We start from the raw sequence: 16,147 nt of genomic DNA, 5'->3' as shown, positions 1-16,147 counted from the left end.
CTCTTTTATTTGTCGGCAAAAGTAGCCATCAGCTGCGCTTCAGCCACCACCTTGCCGTCGACATAGGCCTTGCCGGCAAAAGTGTAGATACCCCGCTTGACGCTGACCTGTTCCATTTCGATACGGATGGTGTCGCCCGGACGGACCGGACGGCGAAAGCGTGCCTTGTCGATCCCGACAAAGTAGGACACCTTGTTCTCGCCGATATTGTCACTGGTCAGAGCAAACACCCCTCCCACCTGGGCCATGGCCTCGACAATCAACACGCCGGGAAGAATGGGGTGCTCAGGAAAATGCCCCTGAAAACAGGGCTCATTGATAGTGACATTTTTCAAACCGACCACCCTCTTGCCGGGAACAACCTCGATGATCCGGTCAACCAGCAAAAACGGGTAGCGGTGCGGCAGCAGCTCCATGATTTTACGGATATCCATCATACCTCGTCCCCCAACTCTTTCATGGCGGCAGTCAGCGCCGCAACCTCCTTTTTCAACCGGTTCAACTCCCGGCGCATTTCAGGCAACTTGACATACGTCAGTGATGCCTTGAGCCACTCCTTGTGCGGCATGGCGGGAGCACCGGAAAGAACCTGGCCCCCTTCGGTATCGGAGGCGACACCTCCCCTGCCGGCGACCGTAACGTTGTCACCGACCTTGATATGACCAGCGGTCCCGGACTGGCCGCCGAAGGTACAGTGCCGGCCGATGATCGTGCTACCGGCGATACCGGTCTGACCGGCCATGACCGTATGGGGACCGACCCGAACGTTGTGGCCGATCTGCACCAGGTTGTCGAGCTTGCATCCCTCGCCGATGCGGGTTTCTCCAAGAGCGGCCCGATCGATACAGGTCCCGGCCCCGATCTCGACATCATTTTCGATCACGACAACACCGACCTGCGGAATCTTCTCGTAACGTTCCCCGTCGGGAGCGAACCCGAATCCGTCGGATCCGATAACGGCATTGGGCTGCACAATCACCCGGTCTCCGAGGTGGCATTTCTCCCGGACAATGACGCCGGCGTGCAAAACACAGTCCTCACCGAGCACCACATCCGGATAGAGCACCACGTTGGGGTAGAGGATGGTCCCGCGACCGACACGGGCACCAGCAGCGACATGGCAGCCGGGATAGATGGTCACCTCATCGCCGATTTCCGCCGACGGGTCGACCCAGGCCCCGTCCATGATGCCGAGCGGCCGGGGTTTCTCGACCTCGAGAAAAGCCAGGATACGGGCAAAGGCCAGATAAGGGTTGGCACATATCAGCTGGCTGCAGGATATCGGCGCCTCGGCGCTGAGAATCACCGCGGAGGCCTTGAGCTGGTGCAGTCGCCGGGCATAACTGGCCCGGCTCACGAAGGCGATATCCCCCTCCCCCGCTTCATCGAAGTCGGCCAGACGCCTGATTTCAAGCTCGGGATCACCGACCACCCGGCCACCAACCAGCTCCGCCAGTTCCTTCAATCGCGCCATGAGAGTCCCCGTTCTACTTTTTTCTGCTCTGGTTGTAGCGCTCGAGAATGGCGTCGGTCAGATCGATCTTGTCACTGGCATAGATCAGGGAGCTCTCATTCTTTTCCAGGATGAGGGTGTACCCCTGCTCTTCGCCATAACTGGAAACGATCTTCAGAATCTCGGCCAGAATCTTCTTGGTAGCATCCGAATCCCGCATCTGCAGATCTTCCCTCACATCCTTGGTGAAGCGCTGCAGCTCCTTCAGCTTCTGCTGATATTCCCGTTCCTTCTTGGAACGCGCCTCGTCCGACAGCAGAAGAGCCTGTTTCTCGAGTTCCTCCTTGGCGGCCTGCAGCTCCTTCTGCCTGGCCTGGATCTGGATTTCGTATTCCTTGACCTTTTCACCGATCTTCTGCTTGGCAGCCTTGCCGGCATCGGACTCGTTGAGAACTTTCTGCAGATCGACATAGCCGATCTTGAGGTCGGCCGCCATTCCGTTCACCCCCAGAAAAACCATGCCCAGAAGCGCCAACAGCAGTACACATCTTTTCATGTTTATCATCCTTTCATCCATCTGACTGACTTTGTCCGTTTATTCAGTAGAATCGTCCCATGGAAAAATCGAAACGGCTTGTTTCCTCACCGTCGCGGGGATCGAGGTTGCGCCCCCACTCCAGCCGCAGCGGTCCAAGCGGGCTCATCCAGCGGATGCCGGCTCCGGCACTGTATCGCACATCGTCGAAATAGTTTTCGCCGGATGCCCAGGCATTGCCGACATCGAAAAAGACCACGCCTTTCATCTTGACTTCCGGGAACAGCGGGAAGAGATACTCGATGTTGGCAAAGGCCTCCTTGTTGCCGCCGGGATAGTCATAGGCGCCGGGAATCGGCACGCCGAACTCGTCGACCTGCTGAACACGGGGGCCGACCTCGCGCGAATCGAAACCGCGCAGGGTGCTGATGCCGCCAAGACGGAACTTTTCATCCAGGGGAATCGGGTCGCCGGACACCTTGAAGGCGTGGCCGATCTGGCCATGCAGCATGAAGTAGGTCTTCCAGATGGCCGGAATGTAATGACGGTAGTCGAGGATGAGCTTGGCGTACTTCTCAGTGCCACCCAGACCGGCATACTCGGCCGATATCTCCCCGATGTACCCCCGGGTCGGATCGGGACGGTAATCGGTTCGATCACGCGTGAAGGAGGCTGTGAGTGCCGAAAGGGTCGAAACCCCGGCCGCCTCCAGTATTTCGATGGCAGCTGTCGGATCGACGTTGGTGATCTCTTTCTCTTCGTAGCGATAGACAAAGAAGAACCGGTTGTCCTCCGCGATGCTGAAACCAAGCTTGACATCGCCGCCGACCGTCGCCTTGTCGTAATCGGTATATTCACGGTCGGTCTTGTACAGGTCGCCGCCCAGAGCGAAACGGGTGTCGAGAAAATGCGGATCGAGCAGGCCCAGGTTGTAGGTGGTCGACTTGCCGCCGAAGGAACCGGAGACATCGAGTTTCAATCCAAGGCCGAGAAAGTTGCTCTGGCTCACCGACCCCTGCGCCACCAACCCGTCCACCGATGAATAACCGGCTCCGACACTGAAGGTTCCTGTCGGGCGTTCCTTGACCTGGACATCGATATCCATCAGGCCTTTTTCGGATATTTTACGGGTATTGAGTTCGACTTCCTCAAAAAAGCCGAGATTGTTGATGTTGCGCCGGCTGGCCTTGATTTTCGAGGCACTGAACAGATCTCCCTCGGCCAACTTGATCTCCCGGCGAATCACCTTGTCGCGCGTCTTGGTGTTCCCCGAAATTTTGATGCGATGAATATGAACCTTGTCACCCTTTTCAATGTCGAACTTCAGGTCGATCTGCCTTTTTTCCGTGTCGAGATGCGACAGCGGAGCGACATTGACAAAGGCGTAGCCACGATCGGCATAGAGATCGCTGAGCCTGATGACATTCTCCCGCAACTGCCTGCGACTGAAGACGTCGCCCGGTTTCAGGGTGATTTTTGCGAGCAGTTCCTCACGCGGCAGCAGCAGATCGCCATCGACATCGATTTTGCCGATCCGAAACTGGTCCCCCTCCTCGATTTCGATATAGATATCAAGAGACTTGCGATCCTCACTGATCAGGATGACCGGATCCTTGACTTTCACCTGCAGATACCCCTGATTGAGGTATTCATCGGCAATGAGCAGAAGGTCGTTTTTGAGGACATCCTCGAGAAACGTACCCCGGCCGGTCAGCCAGGAGAGGAACCAGCGCTCCTTGGTCTGCATCACCTTCTTCAGCTTTCGGTCGGAAATGACCGTATTGCCGTCAAAAACGATGTGATCGACCAGTACCTTTTCCCCTTCCCTGATCCTGAAGGTCACCTCGGCTTCCGCCCGGTCGTTCACCTTGACCTCGGGCTTGACCTCGACACCGTAGTAACCTTCCTTGACGTACTCGTCGCGAATCGCCCGAACGCTCTCCTCCACCACCCGCGGTTCGTAAATATCCGGAGTGCGCAGGGTAATCAGGGTCTGCAGCTTGCTCTCATCGAATTCATCGTTCCCCTCGAAAATGATCTTTCGAACCAGGGGGCGTTCCTTGAGGTTGTAGATCAGGATTTTCGCGCCGTTCTCTTCGATGATTTCCGCCGAAATGTCCTCGAAACGTCCCAGGCCGTAGATGGCCCGGATATCGGCATCGATCTGTTCTGTCATAACCGTGGTTCCCGGTTTTACCGTTAGCAGCGGCAGGATGGAATCGAGCTCGACCCGCCGGTTTCCTCTGACCACGACATCATCGACACGATAGGTAACCGACCAGGCAGGTATGCTGCTGCAAATAACAAGAAGAAGAATGGCAAGGGCCAAACGGCGAAATTTCAGCATGGAACCGGCAATCTCCTGCGTTCTGGGACCACAAAATGGGTCATTATAGAGAATGGAATGCCAGAGTGTAAACCTTTTTCAAGGCAGGATCCGGCCATCCGCCATGCGGACAATCCGATCCATCCGCCCGGCCAGAGTCTCGCTGTGGGTCACGATGATCATGGTCAGCTGGTACCGCTCGTGAACCTGTTCCAATAGCCGCCAAACGCTTTCGCTGGTAGTTGAATCAAGATTGCCTGTCGGCTCGTCGGCCAGCAGGACTTTCGGCTCCATCACCAGGGCACGGGCGATGGCGACCCGTTGCTGCTCCCCGCCGGAAAGCTGCCCCGGCTTGTGTCCAAGCCGGTGCCCGAGGCCGACCTCCCGCAACAGCCGCTCGGCGTTTTCCCTCGCCTCCCTGCGACCGCTTCCTCCGACAAGCATCGGCATCATGACATTTTCGAGCGCAGTGAACTCCGGCAACAGCTGATGGAACTGAAAAACAAATCCGATGGTCCGGTTGCGAAAAGAATCGATCCCCGCCTCCGGCAACGCCCAGATGTTCTGACCGGAATAGCAGACCCGGCCATCGGTGGGACGGTCCAGCCCGCCCAAGATATGCATAAGAGTGCTCTTCCCGGCTCCGGAAGCGCCGACAATGGCCAGTCGCTCACCGGTCATGATGTCGAGATCGATTCCACGCAGGACCTCGACCGTCCCCTCGGCGGTCGGATAGGACTTGACCAGATTCCGGACGCTGATTCTGTCGTCACTCATAGCGCAGGGCCTCGGCAGGATCCGTCCTGGCGGCATGCCAGGCAGGATAGAGGGTTGCCAACAGGGAAATGCCCAAGGAGACGGCCACCACCGCGAGGACATCTCCGGAGTTGACCACCGAGGGGAAATGGTCCATCCCGTAGACCGCCTGGTCGAAGATCTTCAGGCCGAAAGTCCTCTCGGCCCACTTGATCACCGGATCGGCATTCCAGGCCAGCAACAGGCCGAAAACCGTCCCCAGCGACGTGCCGACCACGCCAATGACCAGCCCCTCGAACAGAAAGATCTTCATGATGCTGCGCGAGGTCGCTCCCATCGAACGCAGAATGGCGATATCCTTGTTCTTTTCCATCACCACCATGATCAGGGTGGAGGCGATGTTGAAGGCGGCGACCAGCACGATGATGCCGAGCACGATGAACAGTCCGAGCTTCTCCAGCTTCAGCGCCGAAAGGAAAGAGCCGAACATATCCTCCCAGGAGCGGATCACGTAAGGAAATCCGTACCTGGCGCGCAGGGCCTCGGCAACACCGGCGGCATGGTCATAACGGTCGACATCGATCTCGATGCCGGTCAGCTGCTCCCTGCTGTCGAGAAAGGCCTGGGCCTGCGGCAGAGAGACATAGGCGAAAAAGGTATCGAGAAAACCGCCACCCTGCCTGAAGATGCCGACCACCCTGAAGGGCTTCATCTTCGGAATCATGCCGAAAGGGGTCATGGTGAACATCGGCGGGATGACATTGATGGTGTCTCCGAGGGAAACACCGAGGGCGGTCGCCGTGTCGATGCCGACGAGAATACCGGGCAGGTGGTTGTCATCTTCACGGAAAAGCAGGGAGGCGACATCCTGGTTGTCGAGGCTCAAAAATTCCTTTTTCAGCACCTTGTGGCTGCGGGGAATCCCCTTGAGACTGACGGCGGAGACATTCCCGTTCGCCAGCAGCATCGACTCCCGGGCAACGAATGGCGTGACGGCCACGACATGTGGCGAAACCTGACGCAGATCGTCGAGAAAACCGGGCGAGTCTTCCAGGGCGCCACCGTATTTCTGCACCAGAACGTGCGGAATGTTGCCGAGGATCTGCTTGCGGACACCGTCATGAAAACCGGTCATCACCGCCAGCACCAGAATCAGGGCGGCGACACCGAGGGTGACCCCGGCGATGGAGATGAAGGAGATGACCGATATGAAGGTCTGCTTGCGCTTGGCCCGCAGATAGCGCAGGCTGACAAACCATTCGTATCCCATGACAGGTCCGGTTCCCGGTCCGTGATCAGCGGGTTTCGCGACGCAGTTGCGGAAAGAGAATGACGTCCCGGATCGACGGCGAGTCGGTCAGCAGCATGACCAGCCGGTCGATGCCGATCCCCTCGCCGGCGGTGGGCGGCAAGCCGTATTCGAGAGCGCGGATGTAGTCTTCGTCCATGGCGTGGGCCTCCTCGTCACCGGCCTCCTTTTCCGCCAGCTGTTTCTCGAAACGCTCCCGCTGATCGACGGGATCGTTCAGCTCGGAGAAGGCGTTGGCCAGCTCCCGGCCCACTACGAACAGCTCGAAACGGTCGACGACATCGGGGTTGTCATCGTTCTTGCGCGACAGCGGCGAAACCTCTGTCGGATATTCGGTGATGAAAGTCGGATTCCACAGGTGCGGTTCAACCACCTCGTCGAAAATTTCCGTCAGCAGCTTGCCGTGCCCGATGGGCCCCTCGAACTCCAGCCCCCTGCTGCGGGCATAGGCGAGGCAGCGGTCATGGTCCTCCAGCACCTCCGGATCGACTTCGCCATACCTGCAGATCGCCTCGCGCACCGTCAGCCGGTCCCAGGGCGGTGTCAGGTCGACCTCGCGACCGCCGTAGCTGATCTTGAGCGAACCACACACTTCCCGCGCCAGCTTGCAGATCAACTCCTCGGTCAGATCCATCAGGTCATGGTAGGTGGCGTAGGCCTGATAGAACTCCATCATGGTGAATTCGGGGTTGTGCTGGATCGAAATCCCCTCGTTGCGGAAATTGCGGTTGATCTCGAACACCCGTTCGAATCCGCCAACCACCAGCCGCTTCAGATAGAGTTCCGGCGCAATGCGCAGGAAGAGATCCATCTTCAGGGTATTGTGGTGGGTGATGAAGGGCCTCGCCGTCGCCCCGCCGGCGATCGGCTGCATCATCGGCGTCTCCACCTCGAGAAAATCCCGTTCGACCATGAACTGGCGAATCAGGGCGATGATGCGGCTGCGCTTGCGGAAGGTTTCGCACACTTCCGGATTGACCAGCAAATCGAGATAGCGCTGACGATAGCGGGTTTCGACATCGGTCAGGCCGTGCCACTTCTCCGGCAACGGCTGCAGCGACTTGGTCAGCAGCGTCAGCGTCTCGGCACGCAGGGACAGCTCGTCGGTCTTGGTGCGGAACGGCCTCCCCTCCAGCCCCACGATATCGCCGATATCGAGCTTGCGAAACAGCTCGAACGTCTCGGCACCGACCTGCTGCTTGTTCACGTAGACCTGAAGCCTGCCGCTGCGGTCCTGCAGCTGGATGAAGGCGGCCTTGCCGAAATCGCGGCGGGCCATGATACGTCCCGCGACCGCGTAACGGACATCGAGTTCCGCCAGTTTCTCGGCCGCATGGCCGCCGTGGGCCTCGGCCACCTCGGCGAGCGTATGTGTGGGAGCAAATCCGTTGGCGTAGGGGTTGATGCCGTTTTGCCGCAGTTCTTCGACCTTGGCCAGCCGCTGGCCCCGGATGTCGCTTGTCTCTTCCATCGTCTTCAAAAGCCTTTCCTCAACCCGTTCGATCGAGTCGCGCCGACCGCGCCGGCAAAACCGGACGGCCGGCCCCGAAATCAGTTCTGTCCGCCCAGCAGATAGGCCTCGATGAAGCCGTCAAGGTCACCGTCGAGCACCGCGTCGGTGTTGCTGACCTCGTAGCCGGTCCGGTGATCCTTGACCATCCGGTAGGGATGCAGCACGTAGGAGCGGATCTGGCTGCCCCAGGCGATCTCCTTCTTGTCGCCGGCCAGCGCCGCCGCCTCTTCCTCCTTCTTGCGCAGCTCGAGCTCGAACAGCCGAGCCTTGAGCTGCTTCATCGCCACCGCCTTGTTCTTGTGCTGGGAGCGCTCGTTCTGGCAGGAGACCACGATGCCGGTCGGGACATGAGTGATCCGGATGGCCGAATCGGTCTTGTTGACGTGCTGCCCGCCGGCGCCGCTGGCGCGATAGGTATCGATCTTCAGATCCTTCTCCTGGATATCGATCTCAACATCGTCGTTCAGCTCGGGAAAGACGAACACCGAACAGAACGAGGTATGGCGCCGGGCGCTCGAATCGTAAGGCGAGATGCGCACCAGCCGGTGAATGCCCTTTTCCGCCCGCAACCAGCCGTAGGCGTAGTCGCCTCCGACCGAAAAGGTCACACTCTTGACGCCCGCTTCCTCGCCGGGCTGGTAATCTGTGATTTCCGTTTTGAATCCGCGCCGCTCACAGAACCGCAGATACATGCGCAGCAGCATCTCCGCCCAGTCCTGCGCCTCGGTACCGCCGGCACCGGCATTGATGCTGACGATGGCGTTGTTGGCGTCATACTCGCCATTGAGCATGCGGGCGAATTCCATCTTCCCGATCTTCTTTTCCAGTTCGGGAAGCAGGGATTTCACCTCGGCGAGGGTTTCCTCGTCCTCACTCTCCTCGCCGAGTTCGCACAGAACCAGCAGATCCTCCAGCTCGCCGTAGGCTTCTTCCCAGCCCTCGACCGTTTTCTGCAGGCTGGTCCGTTCCCGCAGGACATCCTGGGATTCGTCTCCCCGGTCCCAGAAACCGGGACGCGCTATTTCGGCCTCCAGTTCCTGAATCCGCTCTTTCTTGCCGTCGAGGTCAAAGATACCTCCTCAGCTCGACGAGCTTTTCCTTCAGCGACCGGAGTTTGTCTATCTCTTCTCTGAACATCAGCAACCTCGTGATCTGGATTTGAATCGGGTGCGCGATTATACCCGCTGAGGAGGCATGGGGCAAGCCGCTCCTGCCGGAAAATCAGCCTGCCCTGCCCGACGACCGACGCCAGAGGATCCAGAGCCACCCTGCCGCCGTCAAAAGGCAGAAAAACGGCAGAACGTCACCGATCCGCCGGTAGAGGGACGGACCGGCTCCGGGCACGACCCGGCCGACGACCAGCGCCGGTTCGAACAGCCTTGAGTGGCTGACGACTTTACCTGTCGGACTGATCAGGGCCGAAACCCCCGTATTGGCGGCGCGCACCAGCCAGACGCGCTGCTCCACGGCGCGAAAGGCTGCCATTTCCAGATGCTGCCAGGGCGCGGAAGAACGGCCGAACCAGGCGTCGTTGGTGATATTGACCAGAAGATCGCTGCCCCGGCGGACATAACTGCGGGCGATATCGGGAAAGATCGCCTCATAACAAACCAGTACGCCGAGAGCCTGACCGTTCATCTTCAGGGGCATGACCCTCCCAGAAGAAAAATCCCCGATGCCGGCCACCAGCTTGTCGACAAACGGCAGCAGCCACTTGAGCGGCACGTATTCGCCGAAGGGAACCAGGTGAATCTTATCGCTGCGGCCCAGAACCTCGCCGGCGGCATTCAGCAGGTAGGCACTGTTGTAAAACCTGACTCTGTCTCCTTCCCTTTCGTAGGCCGGCGCGCCGAACAGCAGGAAACCGCCCAGCTCGCGGGCCGCCCCGACCACCAGCGAACGGGGTCTGCCCGGCTCCTGGAAATAGAAGGGGGTCGCGCTTTCCGGCCAGACCGTCAGCTCGGCCCCCGCCCGTGACGCCTGCCGGCTCAGCCGGCGGTAGATGTCGAGGGTTTCATACAGAAACCGGGCATCCCACTTCTGCGCCTGGTCGATGTTCCCCTGCGCCAGCGCCACCGTAAATCCCTGTTGCGGCGAAGCCGCAGGGGTGTCCAGCCGCCAGGCGCCGTAGCCGAGGGCGGCGGCCAGCAGGCAGCCGACAGCCAGAAGCGACCTGACCGGCAGCGGGTGGCCGTCCTTCCGGCCCAGGACGATTTCGGCAAGCAGGGCATTGACCAGGGCGACGAGAAAGCTGACGCCATAGACTCCGAACAGGTCGGCCGTCTGCAACACCAGCGAAAAGGGGTGCTGCGAATAGCCGAGCAGGGCCCAGGGAAAACCGGTCAGCAGCCAGCCGCGCAGATATTCGCAACCGACCCAGAAAACCGGAAAGACCAGGGTCAGAGGAAAACGGCAAACCGCCCGAAGCCGAAGCGCCCCCCAGAAAGGGACGGCCCAGAAAAGGGCGAGATAGACGGAAAGCAGAAGCCAGGCCGCCAGCGCCAGCGGCAGGGCGAGCCGACCGTAGGTGGTCATGACGATATTCAGCCAGTAGAGGACCAGGCCGAAAAAGACCGTGCCGGCCAACATGCCGGCGCGAAAGGGCCGGCGGCTGCCGGACACCAGCAGGGGAGCAAATCCGATCCAGGCCAGCGGGTAGAGGGACGGGCGGGGAAAGGCCAGGGCGACCAGCAGACCCGAGCCGGCCGCGGCGACCAGATCCGGCCGGAAAAACCGCCGCACCGCCGTTTCAGTCTTCATCGGTACTCTCGGGCAGCAGGGTGACCCTCACCCTGCTGATGCGCCGCTCATCGGCTTCGAGTACATCGAGCCGCAGCCGGCCGGCTTCGACTTGCCGGCCGGGCGCGGGAACCGAGCCGCAGAGATGGCAGAGATAGCCGCCCAGGGTATCGACATCCTCCGGGCAATCGATGTCGATGTCGAGGCTTTCTTCCAGCTCCGACATGCCGATGCGCGCATCAACGACAAAGACGCCTTCTGCTTCCTGACGAAGCTGCACGTCCTCCAGGTCATATTCGTCCTGAATGTCGCCGACGATCTCCTCCAGCAGATCCTCGATGGTGATCAGCCCCGACGTGCCGCCGTATTCGTCGACGGCAATGGCGAGATGAACCCGCCTGGTCCTGAAGTCCTTCAGCAGTTCCTCGATCTTCTTGGTTTCCGGAACGAAGAAGGGTTTCCGCATGACCTGGCGGATGCTGACCTCGTCGGGAGACCGCCCCCAGTAGCGGAGCAGGTCCTTGGCGTAGACAACCCCGACAATGCGGTCCGTCGTTCCCTCGAAGATGGGAAAACGTGAATGGCCGGAATTGATGATGATGGCGAGAAGCTTCTCCATGGGAGCATCGACCGGGCAGCAGACCATCTCGGTTCTGGGAACCATCACCTCCCGGACGATGGTTTCGCCGAACTCGAAAATGGAAGCGAGCATTTCGCTCTCTTCCTCGTTGATCAGCCCCTCTTCCTCCGACTCCTCGATCATGGCCTGCAGCTCTCTTTCCGACAGCGCCCGCCGCCGGCCACGCAACAGGCGCCCGAACCTGCTCAGTAGCGATTCATCCGGTTGTCGTCTCTGTTCGTCAGCCAACAGTTCCTCCCGAGAAAAACACCCTTCATCCTGACTGCCGCTCTTGACGTCCCTGGAGTCACAGCAGCAGATGCACCAGCAGTGTCAGCAGAATGCCCAGCCCCGCTCCCGCGACGACTTCCCTGACATCATGAATGCGCATCAGCAACCGGCTGTGGCTGACCATAACCGCCAACGCCAGAGCCAGTACGACGATGACCACACCGACATCGGAGAGCGCAATCGATGTGGCGATGGAAAAAGCGACGGCGGCATGCCCGCTCGGCATTCCGCCGTGCAGGGGTGTTCCCCGGCCAAACCGGGCCTTGAACAGCACCACCATGATGGTCACGGCAATCACGGCAACGACCGCCACCTCCCCCGGCGCCCGCTGCAAAGGAGCGATCCCCTCCCTGACAACGGGAAATACGTAGCGGGAAAAGGCGAAATAGCCGACCGCCGCCGCACCGACCGTCGCCATGAGCACCGCCCCGGCGGCGACGTCCTTGGCGAGCCTGGCCTTCTCGCTGGCACCGGGCGAAACCATGTCGACGACGATTTCGACGGCCGTATTGACCAGTTCGGCGAACAGCACCAGGGTGACGGCGAAAGCCAGCAGAATCAGCTCGACCACCGGAATCCGAAGGTAGAGCGCCGCCATGAAGACCGCCATGGCGGCGAGAAAATGCCAGCGCAGGTGTCTCTGGGTCCGCGCTGCCCAGAGAATGCCTTCGATGGCGCAGTTGACGCTCTCGAGCCAGGTCGAGGGTTTGACGGGTTCGCGGGTCACGACAACCGAAATTCCCGACGAAGCAGGGCGAAAACCTCCCGTTCCTTTGCCTCCATGCGGGCCGCTTCATCCTCGCCGCTGCGTTCGTGGTCATAGCCCAGCAGGTGCAGAATGCCGTGCAGAAGCAGAAAATAGAGCTCGTGCCGAAACGAGAGTCCGGCTTCCAGAGCATCCCTGGCGGCCGTTTCAGTGGAAATCACCACATCCCCGAGCAATCCGGGACAGAGATCTGCTCCCTCCCCCTCACGCATCGAAAAAGAGATGACGTTGGTCGGCCGATCGCGGTCGAGATAGTCGCGGTTGATCTCCCGGATCCGCTCGTCGTCGACCAGCAGAACCGAAAGCTCACCCTCAGGACATCCCAAGACGTTTAAGATCTTCTGCGCCGCCTTTTCCAGTTCGTCCAGGTCGATCTGCTGCCTCGCCTGCCGATTCTCGATCTGTATGGTCGCCATTCTTCTTCCTGGTCGGTTCCTTTTCCTTGTGTACCGGTTCGGGGTAGTCGATCCGGTAGTGGAATATGCCCGCAAGAATGCGGTTGAAGCTGCGTGCGATCTTGTGCAGATCCTTCAGGGTCAGTTCACACTCGTCGAGCTGACCGTCGATGAAAATGTTGTTGATGATCTTCTGCACCATTCCCTGGATACGGGCGGGGGTCGGGTCGGTCAGGGTGCGTCCGGCGGCCTCGACCGCGTCGGCCAGCATGATGAGCGCCGCCTCCCGGGTCTGCGGCTTGGGCCCCGGATAACGGTAGTCCCGTTCGTCGACCTGCTGCACCTCGGGGTCCTGCTGGTTCTTTGCCTTGTCGTAGAAATATTTCATCAGGGCGGTGCCGTGGTGCTGGCGCAGAATGTCGATCAACTCCCGACCCAGCCTGTTCTCCCGGGCGAGTTCAACCCCGTCCTTGATATGGGCCATCAGGATCAGGGCGCTCATGGAGGGGCTCAACTTGTCGTGCTTGTTCTCCGTGCCGCTCTGGTTCTCGACGAAGTAGAGCGGCTTTTTGATCTTGCCGATGTCGTGATAGTAGGCGGCCACCCGGGCCAGCAGCGGATTGGCGCCGATGGCCTCGGCGCCGGCCTCGGCGAGGTTGCCGACAACAATGGAGTGATGATAGGTCCCCGGCGCCTGCACCATCAGCTGCCGCAGAACCGGCGTGTTCAGGTTGGCCAGCTCCAGCAGCTTGATATCGGTGGTGTACTTGAAAACGGCCTCGATCAGCGGCACCGCCGCCGTGGCGACGATGGCGCAGAAAAAACCGCCGGCCATGGCAAAGCCGAGTTTGTAGAGCAGCTGGATCGACAGAGAATGGCCGGCCATCAGGTGCAGACCGAACACCATCGCCATGTTAACCAGGGAGACCTGCCAGCCAGCCCGGTAGAGGGCGGAACGGGTTCCACAGTGGCGAACGAAATGGGCGCCGGTCAGCGAACCGATCAGAACGTAAAGGGCGAGAAAGAGGCTGTTGCTGAAGAGCAGGCCGACCGCCAGCGCCACCAGGGCGGAAAAGACCAGGGCAACTTCCGAATTGAGGACGATGCGCACCAGAACGGCGCCGGCGGCAAAGGGAATCAGGTAATAGAAGCTGGCCGAGTCGATGTAGGGAAAGGCCGTTTCCACCGCCGCGGCGAGAAAGATGGCCAGCTTGATCAGCACGAACAGACCACTGAAGGTCAGAACCAGAAAGAGCATGTCGCGAGGCTGCAGCCGGAACTTGGAGATGTTTTTGCCGGCAAACTGAAAACTGACCAGCAGAACCAGCAGCAGAACCAGCAGCATCCCGGCCGCCGCGCTCAGGTTGCGACGATCCTTCTTCAGATCGCGCAGCGCCTTGAGCTTGCGCACCTGCTCCTCGGTGACCCTCGCCCCCTCGCGAACGATCATCTCCCCTTTCTTGACCTGTATCAGGATGGGCTGCACCGCCTCGGCCGCCCGCCGCTTCCGCTCTTCGGTTTCGTTCTTGTTGAAGGTCAGATTGGGACGCACCATCCGGACCAGCAGACCGTGCAGCACCTTGCGCTGCCGGCGATCGAGGCCGGCCCGCTTCAGACCGGCAAGTAACCGATCTCGGATTTCACCGACGCCGACAACTTCGGTAAGGTCGGCCAGCTCCGCTTCCGTTCCGGCGACCAGGTCGCGAACGACAACGCCCTTTTCCCGGTCCTGCTTGAACAGCTGCAGGTTGGCGACCGCCTTCACTGACAGGGCACGGGTCACCTCGTCGAGCAGAGGCTGGTGCAGCTCGCTTTTCGCAGCGAGCTGGCGCAGGATCGCGAACTGCCCTTCATCGACGTCGAGCCCGAGCACGCCCTCAACTTCCGACTCGACACGATGCAGATCCCCCTCCTCGAGCCTTTCCGGCGCCAGGATGCCGAAGACCTGCCGCAGCCGGTCGGTCAGGTCGCTGCCGACCGCCGGATCGAAATCGTAGAGCGGCAACACGGCCTGCTGCGCTTCCTGGCGCTTTTTCGCGGTCAGTTTCTCATCCGGAATCAGCAGATCCCGGGGTGCCTTGATGTCGATGGCCGCGACATCGCCGGGCGCGTAATGCGCCGGGGTGAATCCCCCCTTGGGGACGATGATCAGGGTGAGGACAAACGCCAGCAGGCAGAGCAGCAGATAGGGCTGGTATTTTTTGTCGATCCCCCAGAAACGGCCGTTGTCCGCCGCCCCGCGCGCCAGCTTGCGAGGCACGGCATCGGTTTTCTTTTCCGGTCTGCTCATGGTTGTTCGCCCTGCTCCCGCCCCCTGGTCCGGCGGGAACGTTTTTCGTAAGCCTGCACGATCGACTGCACGATGGGATGCCTGACCACGTCGCGGTCTGAAAAACGGACCATGGCGATGCCGGACACGCCACGCAACACATCCATCGCCTCCAGCAGGCCGGACGCCCTTCCGGCCGGCAGGTCGATCTGCGTCACGTCTCCGGTCACCACGGCACGGCTGCCGAAACCGAGCCGGGTCAGAAACATCTTCATCTGTTCGGTGGTGGTATTCTGGGCCTCGTCCAGAATCACAAAGGCGTCGTTGAGAGTTCGTCCTCGCATGAAGGCCAGCGGCGCGACTTCGACCGTCCCCTGCTCGATCATCTCCTGGCCCCTGGACAGATCGACCATGTCGTAGAGGGCATCGTAGAGCGGCCGCAGGTAGGGGTTGACCTTCTCGGCGATGTCGCCGGGCAGAAACCCGAGTTTCTCCCCTGCCTCGACCGCGGGTCGGACCAGAATGATGCGGCTCACTTCCTTGCGCGTCAGGCTGGCCACTGCCATGGCCATGGCCAGATAGGTCTTGCCCGTACCGGCCGGCCCCACCCCGAAGACCACGTCGTGCTCGCGAATGGCGTCAATATAGTTTTTTTGGGCCAGACTTTTCGGCGTGATCACCTTCTTGCGCGCGGAGACATAGATGGTATCGAGAAAGATGTCGCGCAAACGCGCCCGCGAATCAGCACTGAGGATGCGCACCGCGTAATCGATGTCCGGTGGATAGAGCGGATACCCTTCCCGGAGCAGGTCGGCCAGCTCCTCGAACAGCCGTCGGGCAAGCGCGACCTGGTGAGGTTCTCCGCGAAAATGGAGGCTGGTCCCCTTGGAGCCGATCTTCAGCCCAAGAAGTCTTTCAGCCTGTTTGAGATGACGGTTCTGCCGGCCAAGAAGGCGGGCCGTCAGCTCCGGATCGGACAGATCAAGAAGGTGTGAACTGTCGCTCTCGTTCAAATGGGGCACCTTTCACTGCGAAAGCGTTTAAGACCGACAAAATACCACCAGGGCCAGGGAAAATCAATTGCATGGCCAGCCGGCGCTCCAGAAAAGGCTTCCATTCAACCGGCTCTGTGCTATAAATAGGACGTTTTCAGCGAAACCAGTGCTGCATCAACAA

14 protein-coding genes are annotated in these 16,147 nt (G+C 60.2%); all 14 read right to left on the bottom strand.

What is annotated here, in order from left to right; genetic code table 11:
- Nucleotides 1–5: 5 nt before the first annotated feature.
- Nucleotides 6–437, bottom strand: coding sequence for a 3-hydroxyacyl-ACP dehydratase FabZ (gene fabZ, locus EDC39_RS01010; RefSeq protein WP_148894229.1), 432 nt, complete (start codon nucleotides 435–437; stop codon nucleotides 6–8).
- The gene (gene lpxD, locus EDC39_RS01005; RefSeq protein WP_148894228.1) at nucleotides 434–1,474 is read right to left on the bottom strand and encodes a UDP-3-O-(3-hydroxymyristoyl)glucosamine N-acyltransferase; all 1,041 of its coding nucleotides are present in this window, start codon (nucleotides 1,472–1,474) and stop codon (nucleotides 434–436) included. The genes fabZ and lpxD overlap by 4 nt, the downstream gene beginning before the upstream one ends.
- Before the next feature lie 13 nt (nucleotides 1,475–1,487).
- A complete protein-coding gene (locus EDC39_RS01000) occupies nucleotides 1,488–2,009 on the bottom strand; it encodes an OmpH family outer membrane protein (RefSeq protein WP_148894227.1) in 522 nt (173 codons plus the stop codon).
- Between the two features lie 43 nt (nucleotides 2,010–2,052).
- On the bottom strand, nucleotides 2,053–4,335 hold the full coding sequence (gene bamA / locus EDC39_RS00995; RefSeq protein WP_148894226.1) for an outer membrane protein assembly factor BamA: 2,283 nt from the start codon (nucleotides 4,333–4,335) through the stop codon (nucleotides 2,053–2,055).
- A 78-nt stretch (nucleotides 4,336–4,413) separates the two neighbouring features.
- Nucleotides 4,414–5,091, bottom strand: coding sequence for an ABC transporter ATP-binding protein (locus tag EDC39_RS00990; RefSeq protein ID WP_148894225.1), 678 nt, complete (start codon nucleotides 5,089–5,091; stop codon nucleotides 4,414–4,416).
- Entirely contained in the window at nucleotides 5,084–6,340 is a 1,257-nt protein-coding gene (locus EDC39_RS00985) for a lipoprotein-releasing ABC transporter permease subunit (protein WP_148894224.1), read from the bottom strand. Before EDC39_RS00985 ends, EDC39_RS00990 begins: the two co-directional genes overlap by 8 nt.
- A 25-nt stretch (nucleotides 6,341–6,365) precedes the next feature.
- Nucleotides 6,366–7,850, bottom strand: a complete 1,485-nt coding sequence (gene lysS, locus EDC39_RS00980) for a lysine--tRNA ligase (RefSeq protein WP_148894223.1) — start codon at nucleotides 7,848–7,850, stop codon at nucleotides 6,366–6,368.
- 80 nt (nucleotides 7,851–7,930) lie between these two features.
- A protein-coding gene (gene prfB, locus EDC39_RS00975) for a peptide chain release factor 2 (protein ID WP_148894222.1) occupies nucleotides 7,931–9,029 on the bottom strand; the annotation gives its coding sequence in 2 pieces (ribosomal slippage) (nucleotides 7,931–8,959 and nucleotides 8,961–9,029; 1,098 coding nt in all).
- Nucleotides 9,030–9,113: 84 nt separating this feature from the next.
- Nucleotides 9,114–10,652, bottom strand: coding sequence for an apolipoprotein N-acyltransferase (lnt, locus tag EDC39_RS00970; protein ID WP_148894221.1), 1,539 nt, complete (start codon nucleotides 10,650–10,652; stop codon nucleotides 9,114–9,116).
- Nucleotides 10,642–11,499 carry a hemolysin family protein gene (locus tag EDC39_RS00965; RefSeq protein WP_246140146.1) on the bottom strand — a complete coding sequence of 286 codons (858 nt, stop codon included), beginning with the start codon at nucleotides 11,497–11,499 and terminating at the stop codon, nucleotides 10,642–10,644. The genes lnt and EDC39_RS00965 overlap by 11 nt, the downstream gene beginning before the upstream one ends.
- A 58-nt stretch (nucleotides 11,500–11,557) precedes the next feature.
- On the bottom strand, nucleotides 11,558–12,268 hold the full coding sequence (locus tag EDC39_RS00960) for a diacylglycerol kinase (RefSeq protein ID WP_148894220.1): 711 nt from the start codon (nucleotides 12,266–12,268) through the stop codon (nucleotides 11,558–11,560).
- Nucleotides 12,265–12,723 carry an rRNA maturation RNase YbeY gene (gene ybeY / locus EDC39_RS00955; RefSeq protein WP_148894219.1) on the bottom strand — a complete coding sequence of 153 codons (459 nt, stop codon included), beginning with the start codon at nucleotides 12,721–12,723 and terminating at the stop codon, nucleotides 12,265–12,267. The genes EDC39_RS00960 and ybeY overlap by 4 nt, the downstream gene beginning before the upstream one ends.
- Nucleotides 12,620–14,992 carry an HD family phosphohydrolase gene (locus EDC39_RS00950; RefSeq protein WP_148894218.1) on the bottom strand — a complete coding sequence of 791 codons (2,373 nt, stop codon included), beginning with the start codon at nucleotides 14,990–14,992 and terminating at the stop codon, nucleotides 12,620–12,622. The genes ybeY and EDC39_RS00950 overlap by 104 nt, the downstream gene beginning before the upstream one ends.
- Nucleotides 14,989–15,984 carry a PhoH family protein gene (locus tag EDC39_RS00945; protein WP_148894599.1) on the bottom strand — a complete coding sequence of 332 codons (996 nt, stop codon included), beginning with the start codon at nucleotides 15,982–15,984 and terminating at the stop codon, nucleotides 14,989–14,991. The genes EDC39_RS00950 and EDC39_RS00945 overlap by 4 nt, the downstream gene beginning before the upstream one ends.
- Between the last annotated feature and the right edge of the window lie 163 nt (nucleotides 15,985–16,147).

This window comes from Geothermobacter ehrlichii (assembly GCF_008124615.1).
Taxonomy (GTDB): Bacteria; Desulfobacterota; Desulfuromonadia; order Desulfuromonadales; family Geothermobacteraceae; genus Geothermobacter; species Geothermobacter ehrlichii.
The sequence above is the reverse complement of the archived record's forward strand: the minus strand, read 5'-3'. Positions and strand labels throughout refer to the sequence as shown.